This window comes from Caulobacter sp. GW821-FHT11A05 (assembly GCF_058809015.1).
Window position 1 is genome coordinate 157,905 of the sequence record NZ_JBXASF010000007.1, and the last position, 13,963, is coordinate 171,867.

Genomic DNA, 13,963 nt, shown 5'->3' on the forward strand with positions numbered 1-13,963 from the left:
CCCTAGCGCGCCGGCGGGGCTTTGGCCGCCACGGCGGCCTCTTCGGCCGTCAGCTTGTCGAAATTGGCCTGGGCGGCGTCGATCTTGGCCTTGTCGCCGGTCTTCTTGGCTTCATAGAGCTGCTCGTTGGCCTCCATCACCTGCACCTTCAGGAGGTGGGTGTTGTCGGCCGGCTTGAAGCCGCCCATCGACAGCGGCTTCATCAGCTCGCGCTGGCGCGCGGCTTCCGGCGTGTCGCCCTGGCCGTAGGTCAGGAAGAACTGGCGCAGCTTCTCCTTGACCGCCGGGTCGAGGTCCTTGCGCCAGACGATCGGGTCTTCCGGCAGGCGCGGCGAATTCCACAGGACGCGGATCTGCTCCCACTGATGCTGGCCCTTGGTCTTGTTCAGGGCGATCGAGGTGGAGTTGTTGGTCGCCGCGTCGAGGGTGCCGTTGGCCACGGCGATCAGGTTGGTCGCATGGTTGGCGGACTTCACCGTCTTGAAGCAGGTGTCCGGATCAACGCCGCGCGGCGAGAACAGATAGGTCTTGGGCGCCAGGGTGCCGGAGGTCGACTTCACGTCGCCCATGCCGAAGTTCAGCGTCTTGTCGCACTTCAGCAGCTGGTCGACCGTCTTGATCGGGCTGTCCTTGGGCACGATGATCACCGAGGTGTAGCCGTCGGTGTCACTGTCGTCGAAGGTGCGGGCGAAGACCTCGCCGTTCGAGCGGCGCACCGCCTCCAGGCCCGACTGATTGGAGAACCAGCCGAAGTCGGTCTTCTTGGCGCCCATGGCCTCGACCAGCAGCGAGTAGTTGTTCAGGAAGTAGGGTTTCACCTTCAGGCCGGTGGATTTCTCCATGTCGGCGAGGATCGGCTTCCAGTCGTCCTGCATGTTCTGCGCGGAATCGGTCGACAGGATGGAGAAGATCACCTCCTGGCGGGTGTCCTTGGGCTTGCTGTCGCAGGCGGTCAGGGCGAGAGCGGCGAGAAGGGTCCCGGCAAGCAGGCGGCGGCTGATCATTGGGGCGCTCCTTCCCAGAAGACGTCTTCGAATTCCGGGCCGTAGATGTCGATGAGTTTGGCGCGGTCCAGCCCGGAGGAGGGACCGTCGTAGACCTTGTTGCCGGCCTTGAGGGCGACGACGCGGTCGCAGTAGCGCAGGGCGTAATCGACCTGGTGCAGGGTGACGACGACCGTCAGCCCGTCCTTCTGGTTCAGCTCGCGCAGGATTTCCATGACCCGACGGGCCGAAACCGGGTCCAGCGAGGCGACCGGCTCGTCGGCGAGAATGATCTTGGCCTTCTGGACCACGGCGCGGGCGATGGCCCCGCGCTGCTGCTGGCCGCCCGACAGGGTGTTGGCCCGCTGGGCGGCGTAGTCGGAAACCCCCACCCGGTGCAGGGCCTGCATGGCCGCCGTCTTGGTCTCGGCCGGCCAGCGGCCGAGCATGCCGCGCCAGAAGCCGATCCGGCCCAGCGAGCCCAGCGCCACGTTGGTGAACAGGCTGAGGCGGCCGACCAGGTTGAAGCTCTGGGCGATGAAGCCGATGCGGATGCGGGCCTTGCGGATCTTGTCGGTCAGCCGGCCCTTGGCCTGGACGGCGTCGCCGAAGGCGCTGATCACGCCCGGGCCGTCGTCGATGGTCTGCAGCCCGCTGATCGAGCGCAGCAGGGTGGACTTGCCAGACCCCGAGGGCCCGATCAGGGCGACCATCTCGCCCTTGTTCACGTCCAGCGACACGCCGTCGAGGGCGCGGCGCTTACCGAAGGTCTTGGAGACTCCCCGGACCTGGAGAACGGCGTCTTGCGTCATGTGTCTCTTCTGGGCGCGGCCGGGCCGAGCGGGGGAAAATTACCCCAGAGGGTTACGCTATCTGGCAGGCTTTCCGCAACCGTGTGGGCTCTCAGGGGCGAACTGCGTCATTCCGCGCGGGCCTCTGCCCGATCCGCTGGCGGCGGGGGGTATAAAAACCACTTTACAGGGGGGTCCGATTGCCCCATATGCCCCCGCTCCGGCGGACCCCGTTGTCCTCATCGCTGCTAACGCCGGCCTGGGTTTAACTGCTAACAGGGGTCTACGTGAATTGCACACGTACCATACTCCCCTGGACCTGGTCCGCGAGCGGTCTCCGGAACATCCTGTCGCACTCGTGCGACGCGATGCCGTAGCTGCAGCAGCGCGCTGGTTCCAGACGAAGTTCAAGGGTGACGTCCTCTACGCTGTGAAGGCAAACCCTTCGCCGTGGGTGATCGAGACCCTCGTCCAGAATGGTGTGACCCGGTTCGACGTCGCGTCGCTGCCGGAGATCGCGCTCGTCGCCGAGTACGCTCCCGGCGCCCAGATGGCCTTCATGCATCCCGTGAAGAGCCGCCGGGCGATCAGCCAGGCCTACTTCGACTACGGCGTCCGCACCTTCGCGCTCGACACCCATGAAGAGCTGGCCAAGATCATCGACGCCACCGGCGGGGCGCGCGACCTGAACCTCATCGTCCGCATGGCGGTCGACGCGGAAGGCGCCAACTTCAGCCTGTCGGGCAAGTTCGGGGTCAACAGCTTCGAAGCCCCCGGCCTGCTGCTGGCCGCCCGCCAGGCGACCACCGAGCTGATGGGCGTGTCGTTCCACGTCGGCAGCCAGTGCATGCGTCCGACCGCCTACCAGGCGGCCATGGCCCAGATCAGCCGCAGCCTGATCCGCGCCGGCGTCTTCGCCGATGTGGTCGATGTCGGCGGCGGCTTCCCCTCGATCTACCCGGGCATGATCCCGCCGGACATGGACGACTATTTCGCGGCCATCGAACGCGGCTTCAACGAGATGCCGGTGTCGGAGACGACCGAGCTGTGGTGCGAACCCGGCCGGGCCCTGGTCGCCGAATCGACCTCGCTGCTGACCCGCGTCGAGCTCCGCAAGGGCGAGGCGCTGTACCTCAACGACGGCAGCTACGGCTCGCTGTTCGACGCGGCGCACGTCAAATGGCCCTTTCCGGTCAAGCTGTACCGGGGCGAGGGCGAGAACGCCCGTGAAGTGGAAGGCGACCTCAAGCCCTTTCGTTTCTACGGCCCGACCTGCGACTCCCTGGACCATATGCCCGGCCCCTTCTACCTGCCGGCCGACATCCAGGAAGGCGACTTCATCGAGATCGGCATGCTCGGCGCCTATGGCGTCGCCATGACCACCCGCTTCAACGGTTTCGGCGAGACCGAGATGGTTGAAGTGACCGACGCCCCGATGGCTTCGATGTTCGGTCTGGCCCGTCGCTCGATCCCGGCCCCCAAGCCGGCCAGCAACGTCGTCAGGCTGTCACGCCCCAAGGGCAGGAAACGTCGGCGCAAGTAGGCCGTTCAGTACCCAATCAATCTGCCGCAGGCCCGTCGCTCCGTCCGGGCCTGCGGATGCTTTTGTCGACGGGCGCTCAAAACCAAAGGGAAACCTGAAGCGATGAACGCTCCTGTTCCGAACACCAAGGCCCAGCTGCTGGGCTCCACCGTCGAACACGTCGACATGACCAGCTTCGACGCCCGGCCGATCATCGACGCCATGCGCAAGATGAGCTTCTCGAGCCGCGACACCGCCCGCGCCGCCGACATCTTCTCGATGGCCATCGAGGACCCCGAGTGCAGCCCGTGGCTGATCCTGGCCGGCTCGACCTCGGCCGGCGGCTGCATGCATGTCTACCGCGACATGGTGAAGTTCGGCATGGTCGACGCCATCGTCGCCACCGGCGCCTCGATCATCGACATGGATTTCTTCGAGGCCCTCGGCTTCAAGCACTACCAGGCCGCCGGCCCGGTCGACGACAACGTGCTGCGCGAGAACTACATCGACCGCATCTACGACACCTACATCGACGAGGAAGAGCTCCAGGCCTGCGACCACACCATCCTGGAGATCGCCAACCGCCTGGAGCCGCGCGGCTATTCCAGCCGTGAGTTCATCTGGGAAATCGGCAAGTGGCTGAGCGAAGGCAACGCCAAGAAGCCCGGCAGCCTGATCCAGACGGCCTACGAAGAGGGCGTGCCGATCTTCTGTCCGGCCTTCGTCGACAGCTCGGCCGGGTTCGGCCTGGTCAAGCACCAGAAGGAGCGGATGGCCGCCAAGCAGCCCTACCTGATGCTCGACGCCATCGCCGACTTCCGCGAACTGACCGACATCAAGATCGCCGCCGGCACCACCGGCCTGTTCATGGTCGGCGGCGGCGTGCCCAAGAACTTCGCCCAGGACACCGTGGTCTGCGCCGAAATCCTCGGCGTCGAGGCGGACATGCACAAGTATGCGGTGCAGATCACCGTCGCCGATGTGCGGGACGGCGCCTGCTCGTCCTCGACCCTGAAAGAGGCCGCCAGCTGGGGCAAGGTGGACACCACCTTCGAACAGATGGTCTTCGCCGAGGCCACCACGGTGGTGCCGCTGATCGGTTCGGACGCCTACCACCGGGGCGCCTGGAAGAGCCGGGTCAAGCGCCGCTGGGCCAAGCTGTTCCAATAGCCACACCAATCGCCGCCGCTTCGGGAACCCCCGGAGCGGCGGTTGCTTATGGCATCGGGGGACGTTTAAGTCGGCCCTGATTGCCGCCGGAGCCATTTATCCATGATCCGCTTCTCGCTCGTCGCCGCCTCGGCGGTGCTTCTGCTGGCCGCCTGCGGCAAGGCCGAAGAGTCCGAGACGCCGACCCCGGCCGAACCCGCGGCCAAGGCGGAAGCCTCCGCCACCCCGACCGGCCCGCTGGGCCCAGACCAGACCGTCACCGCCGATGGCGCCACCGTCTCGGTCGGCGAGGCCGCCTCCAAGGTCGCCACCCCGACCTATGCGCCGCTCTATCCAGGCGCGGTGGTGTCGACCAGCGTGGTCGGTGAGAGCGGCGTCGGCAAGGGCGGCAGCGTCGTCTACCGGGTGGACGCCAGTCCGGCGGCAGTGATCGGCTTCTACGAGGACAAGGTGAAGGCCGCCGGCAAGCCGGTGACCATGAACGCCGAGATGGGCGCCAACGTCCGCATGCTGACCGCCGGCGACAGCGGCGACGGCCAGGGCGCGGTGCAGGTCATCGCCAGCCCGGCCGGCGAGGGGACCGAGGTGCAGCTGACCTGGTCCGATGACGACGAGGCGACCCCGTCCGCGCCGGCGCTGCCGCCCACGCCGCGGGTCGGCGACAATCTGGGCAAGAAGCGCGGCGGCGGCTGATCCCCCTTCGCTTGCCCTTTGGCCATGGCATGGCTACCTGAAGGCCATGTCCTGCGGCCACGACCACCACAGCCACGGCCTGAGCGGCGGCGCCCTGGGCGCTGAGCTGAGCGCCGCTGACGCCCGCTGCGCCCAGGCCGGCCAGAAGCTCACCCCCCCGCGCCGCCGGGTGCTGGAGCTGCTGCTGGAGGCCGGCCAGCCGGTGAAGGCCTATGACCTGATCGCCGGCTTCGCCGAGGGCGCCCCGGCCAAACCGCCGACCGTCTACCGGGCCCTGGAGTTCCTGTCGAAACAGGGCTTCGCCCACCGCATCGAGAGCCTCAACGCCTATGTCGCCTGCCGTCACTCGGCCAGCGAGGGGGCCGACAACCACGCCGCCGCCTTCCTGATCTGCGACTGCTGCGGCGCCACCCGCGAGATCGACCCGGCCGTGCTGGACAGCATCCAGGCCGCCGCTGGCGCCCGCGACTTCACCGTCCAGGCCGTGACCATCGAGGCCCACGGCCTCTGCGGCGACTGCAGGGTCTGATGGCGGCGGAGGGGGTCGAGATCTGGCGCGGCGGCGTCAACACCTGGGAATGCGACGAGATGGGGCACATGAATGTGCGCTTCTACGTCGCCAAGGCCGTCGAGGGCCTGACCGCCCTGGCAGCCCTGATCGGCATGGAAGGCGCCTTCCGGGCCGAGGCTGCGTCGACCCTGCTGGTCCGCGAGCAGCACATCCGCTTCCTTAAGGAAGCCCATGCCGGCGCCGCCCTGCACATGGTCGGCGGGGTGGTGGAGATGGGCGACAGCGAGGCCCGCCTCCTGCAGCTCCTGATCCATTCGAACAGCGGCGAGATCGCCGCCAGCTTCCAGACCGTCGTCACCCACGCCACCGCCCGCGACGGCGCGGCCTTCCCCTGGTCCGACCGCAGCCGCGCCCTGGCCGCCGCCCTGACGGTGGCCGTGCCAGAGAAGGCGCGGGCCCGCAGCCTGCCGCTGGACCCTGTGGAGACCATCGCCAGCCTGGCCAAGGCCGACGAACTGGACCTGCTGCGCATCGGGCTTGGGGCCATCTCGCCGCAGGACTGCGACGTCTTCGGCCGCATGCGGCCCGAGCTGTTCATCGGCCGGGTCTCCGACGGCATCGGCGGCCTGGTCGGGCCCCTGCGGGCCATCGTCGCCGGCCATGCGCCAAGCACGCCGGCCCGCACCGGCGGCGCCGTGCTGGAGTACCGCCTGGTCCAGCTCGACTGGCCCCGGGCCGGTGAGCGCTTCGAACTGCGCTCCGGCCTGGTCGGCGCCGACGCCCGCACCATGCGCGTTGTCCACTGGATGCTCGACCCGGAGACCGGCAAGGTCTGGGGCACCAGCGAGGCGGTGGCCATCACCTTCGACCTCGACGCCCGCAAGGCGGTGCCGATCGAGGACGCGGCGCGGGACGAGCTGCTGAAATCGGCGAAGATTGGGCTGGGGCTGTAGCAGGGGTCTGGTTGCCCGCCGCGCGGCTTCGGCGGAACAGTCCTCCACGCCACCCGGGCAACCTGTCCCCGACAGGCCGCCATGTCGGGGACAGGCACGCCGGGAAAGGTCCGCGCATGATCGTCGCCACCGGCGCGGCGGCGAGCCAGTCCCCGGCTAGCGCGCCAGCGCCTCCAGCAGCGCCGCCCGGGCCAGGTCGGGGACCTCCATCGGCAGGAAATGGCTGGTTCCCGGGATGGTCTCGACCGTGATCCGGCCCGTCGCCGTCAGCTCGCCGACCCGATCCATGATGTTGCAGGTCGAGCCCTCCTGCGCCCGCAGGATGCGGATCCCGCAGCGCGAGCCGAAGAAGGCCTCCCAGGGATTGTGGTGGTGGGCCGCGAAGTTGGCCGACTCCCAGTCCGGGGCGCAGGACAGCTTGAAGCCCCCCTCCCCGTTCGCAACCAGGCCGTCGGCCAGATAGTCGGCCAGCACCTCCGCCGGCCAGGTCTTGAACGCCCCGCGCCCGAGATAGGCGTCCATGGCCGTCTGGCGGCTGTCGAACTGGTTGCGCCGCCGGCGCGCGCCGGCCGCCAGCGGCGAGTTCCTGAACGCTTCCGGCGCCATCGATTGCGCCAGCCCCTCGGGCATCACCACCGGGTCGAGCAGCACCAGCCGCTGGACGAGATCAGGCCTCAGCCCCGCCGCCAGCAGCCCCGACGTGCCGCCCATCGAATGGCCGGCGACCAGGCGCGGCGGGGCGTCCAAGGCCTCGAGCAGGCCGATCAGGTCGTCGCGGTAGCCCAGCCACGAGCCGTGCCCGTCGCCGGGATCGGCTTCCAGTTCGCTTAAGCCATGGCCGCGCATGTCGATGGCCAGGACGCGGTGGCCGGCGTCGGCGACGGGGCTGAGCAGTTGGCGGTAGGTCAGGGCGTTGAAGCCGTTGGCGTGGCAGAAGACCAGGTCGACCGGGCGGTCCTGCGGCCCCATCTCGATGCCGGTCATGACCCCGTCGCCGGCCGGGCTGTGGATGGCGATCCGCCGGCGGCGGAAGTCGGGACCGGCGGGGGCGGGATCGGTGCTCATCCTTTCCCCATGACGGATGACCGCCGGGGAAAGCAAGAGAGGCTTGGTTTTCGCCGCGTCAGGGCGCCATGCTGGCGGCCAAACGGGAGACCCTGCCATGAACGCCCACGCCGCCGTCGATGTGACCACCACCGACTGGACCTGCTTCGCCGTCTCCCTCGAGGATGGGGTAGCCCACATCCAGCTGAAGCGGCCGGACGCCTACAACACCATGGTCCGGGAGTTCTGGAACGAGCTGCCGGTGATCGTGAAGGACATCAGCGACAACGCCCGGGCCCGCTGCATCGTGCTGAGCTCGACCGGCAAGCATTTCTGCGCCGGCATGGACCTGGCGGTGTTCGGCGGCGGCGGCAGCACGACGGGCGCCCGGCCGGCCGACAAGGAGAATGCCGGCGAGAGCTTCCGCTACCATGTGCACCACCTGCAGGACGTCATCTCCTGCCTGGACGAAGCGCGGATGCCGGTGATCGCGGCGATCCAGGGCGGCTGCGTCGGCGGGGCGGTCGACCTGACCTCGTCGGCGGATATTCGTTATTGCACGGCCGACGCCTTCTTCGTCATCCAGGAGATCAACATCGGCATGACCGCCGACGTCGGCACCTTCCCGCGCCTGTGCAAGCTGATCCCCGAGGGCTGGGTGCGCGAGCTGGCCTACACCGGCCGCCGCCTGCCGGCCGCCAAGGCGCAACAGATCGGCCTGGTCAACGAGGTGTTCGAGACCCACGACCAATGCGTCGAGCACGCCCTGGCCACCGCCCGCGAGATCGCGTCGAAGTCGCCGCTGGCCGTCGCCGGCTCCAAGGTGATGATCAACTACGCCCGCGACCACACCATCAAGGACGCCCTGGACTACATCGCCGTCTGGCAGACCGGCATGTTCAGCGGCCCGCACATGGCCGAGGCCTTCAAGGCCAAGGCCGAAAAGCGCGACGGCGACTTCCCCGACCTGATCCCACTGCGCAAGGGGATGTGAGCCTAGAACTCCCGCTCCGCCCCGGACAGGTCGGCGCCGGCCAGCTTGGCGCCGGTGAGGTCGGCTTCCAGCAGCCGGGCCCGCGGGGCCCGGGCGTCGCGCAGGTCGGCCTGGTGCAGGACGGCGCGGGTCAGGTTGGCGCGCAGGTAGCGGCCCTCGCCGATCAGCAGGGGGCCGAGGTTGGCGCCGCGCAGATCGGCGCGGTCCAGCCGGGCGTCCTGCAGCTTCACGCCGCGCAGGTCGGCGCAGCGCAGGTTGGCGCCGCGCAGGTCGGCGCCGGAAAGGTCGCAGCCCTGCAGCTCGACGCCCTCCAGGTCCATGCCGAAGAACACCGCGCCAGGGGCCTGCATGCCGGTCAGCACCCGCCGGCGCAGCTGGCGCATGCTTCGGAAGTCGACCCGGGAGACCTTGGCGGCGACGCCGGCGGCGCCGTGTGTGGCGCAGAACCGCTCATGGTCGGCCAGCACGTCGCCGAGCGGCAGATCGTCGATGTAGACGATCGGCGGCGGAGCGCGCAGCACGTCAGTGAGGTCGGCCCGCTCCATGTTGGCCGTCGAGGTGTCGACCCCGGCCAGCACCGCTCGCTTCATCGAGGCGCCCGAGAGATCGGCGTTGAACACCTCGGCGTCGGACAGGTCGGCCCCGTCGAGCAGGGCCTTGACCAGCCGCGCCCCTCCCAACTGGGCCCCCAGAAGAACGGCGTCGGTGAGGTCGGCCGAGCGCGACTCGTCGGAGAGCTGGGCCCCGTCGAGGGTGGCGCCGGACATCACCGCATAGCCCAGCTCCCCCGGGCGGGCGTCGTGGGTGAGGATGCGGAAGCCCAGGGCGTTGTCCTGCACGGCGATGCGGCCCTCGCGCAGGTCGGCCCCGGTCAGGTTGGCGTAGGAGAGGTTGGCGCCGCGCAGGCAGACGCCGCGCAGGTCGGCCTTGCTGAGGTTGGCGGTGCGCAGGTCGGCGTCGCGCAGGTCGGCCCCGAACAGCACGGCGCGGGACAGATCGCCGCCCATCAGGCTGGCCCCGTTCAGCCGCGCCCCGGTCAGCTCCGCCTCGGAGAGGTTGACCCCCTCCAGCATGGCGTTGCTGAGGTCGGCATGCGCCAGGTTGGCCCGCTTGCCGCCCGGCCGGCCGGTGAGGAATCGCTGATGCGCGTCCAGCGTCTGCTTGAGGCTGGCGTGTTCGAGCGCACGGAGCAGGTTGGGGGCGGCCGACATCGAACAGCGATATTTGGTCGCAGGCCCTTAAGGAAGGGTGAGACCCCAGCTAAAATCCTCGTTTTTAGTCACGTCTCTTAGCGCCCGTCCGGGCGGCGGAACCGCACACACTTCCGCCTGACGGGCGCGCCTCAGAACCAGCCTTTGCGCTTGAACCACAGCATCGGCAGCACGATGGCCACGACCATCAGCCCCAGGGCCAGCGGCTCGCCCCAGGGCAGGTCGAACTCGGCCATATGCTTGAAGTTCATGCCGAAATAGCTGGCCACCAGGGTCGGCGGCAGGAAGATCACGGCGGCAATCGAGAAGAATTTGATGATTCCGTTCTGCTCGATGTTGATCATGCCCAGGGTGGCGTCGAGCAGGAAGGTGATGTCGCCCGACAGGTGGCCGGCGTGGTCGGTCAGGCTGGCCACGTCCCGCTGCAGCGACTTGATGCGCACCGTGTCGTCCTGGCCCTCGGCGATGGACGGCGACAGGTTGGCGTAGACCAGCAGGCGCGACAGGCTGATCAGGCTGTTGCGGACCTTGGCGGTGATGCCGCGCCAGCGGCCCAGCTTGCCGAGGATGATCTCGAAACGGGCCGTGCGGCGGGGCCGCTCGAAGATGTGGTTGGAGAGGTTCTCGACCTGCTCGGAGGCCGATTCGAGGATGTCGGCCACCCGGTCGACGATGGCGTCGAGCAGGCCCAGGAACACCGACTCGCCTTTTGCGCAGAGCGCGCCTCCGCGCTCGGCCAGGGTCGCCTCGAACAGGGTGAAGGCGCGGGGGTGGGCGTAGCGGATGGTGATCAGCCGGTCGCGGATCAGGACGAAGGTCACCGGCGCCAGCCTGGGCGCCTCGGCCGCCGCCCCGGTGATCACCTCGACGGTCAGGTAGGTGGCGGCGCCCTCGCGATAGAGCCGCGAGGTGGCCTCGATCTCGGACATGTCCTCGCGGGTCGGCAGTTCCAGCTTGAGCTGCCGCTCGATGAGGATCTCCTCCTCGCGGGTCGGCTCGACCAGGTCGATCCACACCGTCTGTTCGGGCAGGACCCAGTCCTCGCCCGGGGTGATCTCCTCCACCGTCTGGGCGTCGCGCTGGAGCAGTCGGATCATCTTGGTGTCCTGGCCGTGGCGTCGCCCGAGCCATGGCGCGGGTCGGCGGCGGCGTCAACGGAGGCGCATCGAAGCGGCAAGCCATTATAGCAGGTCCTGCGGCCTGAAAATCCCTGAAATACCTTATGATTCAATGAGTAAAGCATGGGGATAGGCTGGCGGTCGGCTCGGCAAAACGCAGGGACGGGATAGGAGCGCCATAGGGGTTTTTCGGCCCGACGCCGGGCTTGGCCACATAGCAAAGGGGCCGGCGTTTCCACCGGCCCCCGCAAGCTTTTGAATTCCGGGTACGGCTACTTCTTGTCGCCGCCGGTCGCCTTCTGGATCATGTCGGCGATGGTGTCGGTGGTCTCGGCGGCCTTGTTGAGGATGGCCAGCGGCGAGGCGCCCGGCTGCACCGAGCCGACGACATGGCCGGCGGCGCTGTTGGCCACCAGGGTGGCGGTGTCCTGGGCCAGGGCGAAGCGGCCGGAAGCCTGGGCCAGCTTCTGGGCCTGGCCGTCGGGATAGATGAAGCCGTGGGTCGGATAGACGCTGGTGCCGAGATCGCGGATCGGGTCGTACCAGACCTTGACCATGGTCCAGTCGCCGGAGGGCGAGACATCGACCACGGTGACGTCCTTCTCGACCTTGCCGCGGGCCCCGCCGATGGCCGACCAGTTGGCGTGGGTGATCTGGATGACGCGGTCGGTCAGCACCCGGGAAACCACGGCCACATGGCCGAGCTTCATGCGGGCGGTGGCCTTGAAGCTGAGCACGGCGCCCATCTGCGGGATGCTGCCGGTCTGGTAGCGCTGCACGGCCTGGCCCCACCAGGTGTGGGCGTCGCCGAAGATCTGGATGCCCGACAGCAGGCGGGCGAAGGGCACGCATTGCCAGTAGGTTTCAGCGGACGAGACCGCAGGGATCAGGCTGATCATCAGAGCAGCGGTCAGTGACCCGAGAACGGTACCAGCCCGTGAACGCATGCTGGAGTGCTCCCCCGCGGAAACGATCGGTAACGCTTAGTCATCTCACAGGGGAATGAAAAGACTCTTTTCACGCTGCCGGCGCGACAGATCGTCTTTTGGCCCATAAATCGAGCATCAGCTTCATGCGGGCGCGGGCCGGTCGTTCGATCAGGTGATAGCTGGCGGCGGCCAATGGAACCACCGAGACGATGAACAGCAGCCAGATGTACCAGGGCAGTCGATCGCCTTCTGTATTAAGAAGCTTTGTTGCTGCATTCACAAACAGAAGCTTCCAGGGCACACAAACCATATAGACCGAATAGCTGATCTCACCGAGATAAACGAAGCTTTGGCCACTGGCGAATCGCGATCCATGCTCCGCCATCCCCGCCAGGCACAGGATCAGCCCACCGAACCCGGCCACGGCCAGCAGATCAGGCGCGCCCGACACCGCCGCCATCAAGGCGCCGGCGCCCATAAAAGCGGCGCCGACGGCCCCTGTGCGCAGATTCTTGACCGCCCCGGCCCGCCACAGGCCGTGCATGGCGCAGCCCAGGGCGAAGCAGGGAACGATGCGCAGGGCCCCCCAATGGATGGTGGCCTCGGTCAGGCTCTCGCCGGTCAGGGCGGTGTAGGCCGGATAGAGGATGGCCATGAAGCCGAGCGCCAGGGCGGCGCCCAGCCAGGCGCGGTGGCGCAGCTTCCAGGACACCCAGGCGAAGAGCGGGAAGCTCAGATAGGCGAACCACTCGGCCGAGATCGACCAGCTGGGATGGTTGAAGGCGGCCTGCGGCGCGAGTCCCCAGGCCTGCAGCAGCAGCAGGTTGGCCGGCAGCGACTCCCAGCTGAGGATGTTGCCGTCGATGGCGAAGCCGGCGGCCGTGGCGGCCAGGCCCAGGGCCATCACCCCCAGCAGGGTGGCCAGGTGCAGCGGATAGACCCGCGCCAGCCGGTTCCACAGGAAGGCGCCATACTTGAAGCGCCCCTCGCCGAAGCTCTCCAGATAGACGTGGCAGAGGATGAAGCCCGACAGGGTGAAGAACAGCTCGACCCCCAGGTAGCCCTTCTCGACCAGGGCCGGGCTGAGGCCCACCTGCAGGTTCGGCCAATAGTGGTAGAGCACCACCCACATGGCGGCGAAGAAGCGCAGCGCCGTCAGCGGCTTGATGTGGGCGGCGTCATTCATTGTGGCCGGATGCTTCCAATTGTCGCAGTCGACCCCAAGTATGCCCCCACGAAGGTTTAGGGAGGCTTGAGAGCCACGTGGACGGTATCGCGCAACTTCTGACGGATCCGGCGGCCTGGGCGGCCCTCGTCACCCTGGTGGTGATGGAGGTGGTGCTGGGCATCGACAACCTGGTCTTCATCTCGATTCTCTCGAACAAGCTGCCCGAGGCCAACCGCCAGAAGGTGCGGCGGCTAGGGATTGGTCTCGCCCTGGTCATGCGGCTGGTGCTGCTGTCGACCATCGCCTGGATCGTCGGGCTGACGCAGCCGGCCCTGACCCTGCTGGGCAACGAGTTCAGCTGGAAGGACCTGATCCTCATCGCCGGCGGCCTGTTCCTGGTCTGGAAGGCGACCAAGGAGATCCACCACACGGTCGACCCGGCCGAAGGCAACGGCGGCGTGCTCGACAAGACCGACGTGGTCATCTCCAACGTCGGCTCGGCCATCTTCCAGATCGTGCTGCTCGACATCGTCTTCTCGATCGACAGCATCCTGACCGCGGTCGGCATGACCGACGAGCTGCCGATCATGGTGGCGGCGGTGCTGGTGGCGGTGACGGTGATGCTGCTGGCCGCCGACCCGCTGGCCAACTTCATCAACAAGAACCCGACGGTGGTGATGCTGGCGCTGGGCTTCCTCTTGATGATCGGCATGGTGCTGATCGCCGACGGCTTCGGCATGCATGTGCCCAAGGGGTATATCTACGCGGCCATGGCGTTTTCGGCCGGGGTCGAGGCGCTGAACATGTGGAGCCGGGCCCGGGCGGCGAAGCGGAAGGCGCCGCCGGAGGAGACGCTGCACTAGGCTCGCGCATGGC

The 13,963-nt window shown here is 68.0% G+C and carries 14 protein-coding genes; 7 read left to right on the forward strand and 7 right to left on the reverse strand.

The features are described from left to right. Window positions 1–2: 2 nt before the first annotated feature. Both phnD and phnC read right to left on the reverse strand, forming a co-directional pair. On the reverse strand, window positions 3–1,004 hold the full coding sequence (phnD, locus tag AC1RSK_RS12105) for a phosphate/phosphite/phosphonate ABC transporter substrate-binding protein (RefSeq protein ID WP_492907795.1): 1,002 nt from the start codon (window positions 1,002–1,004) through the stop codon (window positions 3–5). Continuing rightward, a complete protein-coding gene (gene phnC, locus AC1RSK_RS12110; protein ID WP_492907796.1) occupies window positions 1,001–1,795 on the reverse strand; it encodes a phosphonate ABC transporter ATP-binding protein in 795 nt (264 codons plus the stop codon). The genes phnD and phnC overlap by 4 nt, the downstream gene beginning before the upstream one ends. 271 nt (window positions 1,796–2,066) lie before the next feature. On the opposite strand from phnC, the gene AC1RSK_RS12115 reads away from it, so the two are divergent. The 5 genes from AC1RSK_RS12115 to AC1RSK_RS12135 all read left to right on the forward strand — a co-directional run bounded on the left by AC1RSK_RS12115 (window position 2,067) and on the right by AC1RSK_RS12135 (window position 6,623). Continuing rightward, a complete protein-coding gene (locus AC1RSK_RS12115; protein ID WP_492907797.1) occupies window positions 2,067–3,317 on the forward strand; it encodes a type III PLP-dependent enzyme in 1,251 nt (416 codons plus the stop codon). A 102-nt stretch (window positions 3,318–3,419) separates the two neighbouring features. Further along, window positions 3,420–4,466 carry a 1,9-bis(guanidino)-5-aza-nonane synthase gene (locus tag AC1RSK_RS12120; RefSeq protein ID WP_492907798.1) on the forward strand — a complete coding sequence of 349 codons (1,047 nt, stop codon included), beginning with the start codon at window positions 3,420–3,422 and terminating at the stop codon, window positions 4,464–4,466. 102 nt (window positions 4,467–4,568) lie between these two features. Further along, window positions 4,569–5,159, forward strand: coding sequence for a hypothetical protein (locus tag AC1RSK_RS12125; RefSeq protein WP_492907799.1), 591 nt, complete (start codon window positions 4,569–4,571; stop codon window positions 5,157–5,159). A gap of 46 nt (window positions 5,160–5,205) precedes the next feature. Then, window positions 5,206–5,688, forward strand: a complete 483-nt coding sequence (locus tag AC1RSK_RS12130; protein ID WP_492907800.1) for a transcriptional repressor — start codon at window positions 5,206–5,208, stop codon at window positions 5,686–5,688. After that, a complete protein-coding gene (locus tag AC1RSK_RS12135; protein ID WP_492907801.1) occupies window positions 5,688–6,623 on the forward strand; it encodes a thioesterase family protein in 936 nt (311 codons plus the stop codon). Before AC1RSK_RS12130 ends, AC1RSK_RS12135 begins: the two co-directional genes overlap by 1 nt. 156 nt (window positions 6,624–6,779) lie before the next feature. Here the strand turns inward: AC1RSK_RS12135 and AC1RSK_RS12140 are convergent, their stop codons facing one another. Continuing rightward, window positions 6,780–7,688, reverse strand: coding sequence for an alpha/beta fold hydrolase (locus AC1RSK_RS12140; RefSeq protein ID WP_492907802.1), 909 nt, complete (start codon window positions 7,686–7,688; stop codon window positions 6,780–6,782). Window positions 7,689–7,785: 97 nt separating this feature from the next. On the opposite strand from AC1RSK_RS12140, the gene AC1RSK_RS12145 reads away from it, so the two are divergent. After that, on the forward strand, window positions 7,786–8,661 hold the full coding sequence (locus tag AC1RSK_RS12145) for a crotonase/enoyl-CoA hydratase family protein (protein ID WP_492907803.1): 876 nt from the start codon (window positions 7,786–7,788) through the stop codon (window positions 8,659–8,661). 2 nt (window positions 8,662–8,663) lie between these two features. Here AC1RSK_RS12145 and AC1RSK_RS12150 read toward each other — a convergent pair whose 3' ends face one another. The 4 genes from AC1RSK_RS12150 to AC1RSK_RS12165 all read right to left on the reverse strand — a co-directional run bounded on the left by AC1RSK_RS12150 (window position 8,664) and on the right by AC1RSK_RS12165 (window position 13,105). Beyond that, complete coding sequence (locus tag AC1RSK_RS12150) at window positions 8,664–9,872, reverse strand: pentapeptide repeat-containing protein (protein ID WP_492907805.1); 1,209 nt, start codon at window positions 9,870–9,872, stop codon at window positions 8,664–8,666. 131 nt (window positions 9,873–10,003) lie between these two features. Continuing rightward, window positions 10,004–10,969 (reverse strand): magnesium transporter CorA family protein, encoded by a 966-nt coding sequence (locus tag AC1RSK_RS12155; protein ID WP_492907806.1) that lies wholly within the window; start codon window positions 10,967–10,969, stop codon window positions 10,004–10,006. A 293-nt stretch (window positions 10,970–11,262) separates the two neighbouring features. Further along, window positions 11,263–11,937, reverse strand: a complete 675-nt coding sequence (locus tag AC1RSK_RS12160; RefSeq protein ID WP_492907807.1) for a CHAP domain-containing protein — start codon at window positions 11,935–11,937, stop codon at window positions 11,263–11,265. 70 nt (window positions 11,938–12,007) lie between these two features. After that, complete coding sequence (locus tag AC1RSK_RS12165) at window positions 12,008–13,105, reverse strand: acyltransferase family protein (protein ID WP_492907808.1); 1,098 nt, start codon at window positions 13,103–13,105, stop codon at window positions 12,008–12,010. 77 nt (window positions 13,106–13,182) lie between these two features. On the opposite strand from AC1RSK_RS12165, the gene AC1RSK_RS12170 reads away from it, so the two are divergent. After that, entirely contained in the window at window positions 13,183–13,950 is a 768-nt protein-coding gene (locus AC1RSK_RS12170) for a TerC family protein (RefSeq protein ID WP_492907809.1), read from the forward strand. Window positions 13,951–13,963: the final 13 nt, after the last annotated feature.

What these genes read in the sequence shown, in the direction of transcription:
- phnD (WP_492907795.1), bottom strand. Translation starts at nt 1,004, where the DNA reads ATGATCAGCCGCCGCCTGCTTGCCGGGACCCTTCTCGCCGCTCTCGCC.
- phnC (WP_492907796.1), bottom strand. Translation starts at nt 1,795, where the DNA reads ATGACGCAAGACGCCGTTCTCCAGGTCCGGGGAGTCTCCAAGACCTTC.
- AC1RSK_RS12120 (WP_492907798.1), top strand. Translation starts at nt 3,420, where the DNA reads ATGAACGCTCCTGTTCCGAACACCAAGGCCCAGCTGCTGGGCTCCACC.
- AC1RSK_RS12125 (WP_492907799.1), top strand. Translation starts at nt 4,569, where the DNA reads ATGATCCGCTTCTCGCTCGTCGCCGCCTCGGCGGTGCTTCTGCTGGCC.
- AC1RSK_RS12130 (WP_492907800.1), top strand. Translation starts at nt 5,206, where the DNA reads ATGTCCTGCGGCCACGACCACCACAGCCACGGCCTGAGCGGCGGCGCC.
- AC1RSK_RS12135 (WP_492907801.1), top strand. Translation starts at nt 5,688, where the DNA reads ATGGCGGCGGAGGGGGTCGAGATCTGGCGCGGCGGCGTCAACACCTGG.
- AC1RSK_RS12140 (WP_492907802.1), bottom strand. Translation starts at nt 7,688, where the DNA reads ATGAGCACCGATCCCGCCCCCGCCGGTCCCGACTTCCGCCGCCGGCGG.
- AC1RSK_RS12145 (WP_492907803.1), top strand. Translation starts at nt 7,786, where the DNA reads ATGAACGCCCACGCCGCCGTCGATGTGACCACCACCGACTGGACCTGC.
- AC1RSK_RS12150 (WP_492907805.1), bottom strand. Translation starts at nt 9,872, where the DNA reads ATGTCGGCCGCCCCCAACCTGCTCCGTGCGCTCGAACACGCCAGCCTC.
- AC1RSK_RS12155 (WP_492907806.1), bottom strand. Translation starts at nt 10,969, where the DNA reads ATGATCCGACTGCTCCAGCGCGACGCCCAGACGGTGGAGGAGATCACC.
- AC1RSK_RS12160 (WP_492907807.1), bottom strand. Translation starts at nt 11,937, where the DNA reads ATGCGTTCACGGGCTGGTACCGTTCTCGGGTCACTGACCGCTGCTCTG.
- AC1RSK_RS12165 (WP_492907808.1), bottom strand. Translation starts at nt 13,105, where the DNA reads ATGAATGACGCCGCCCACATCAAGCCGCTGACGGCGCTGCGCTTCTTC.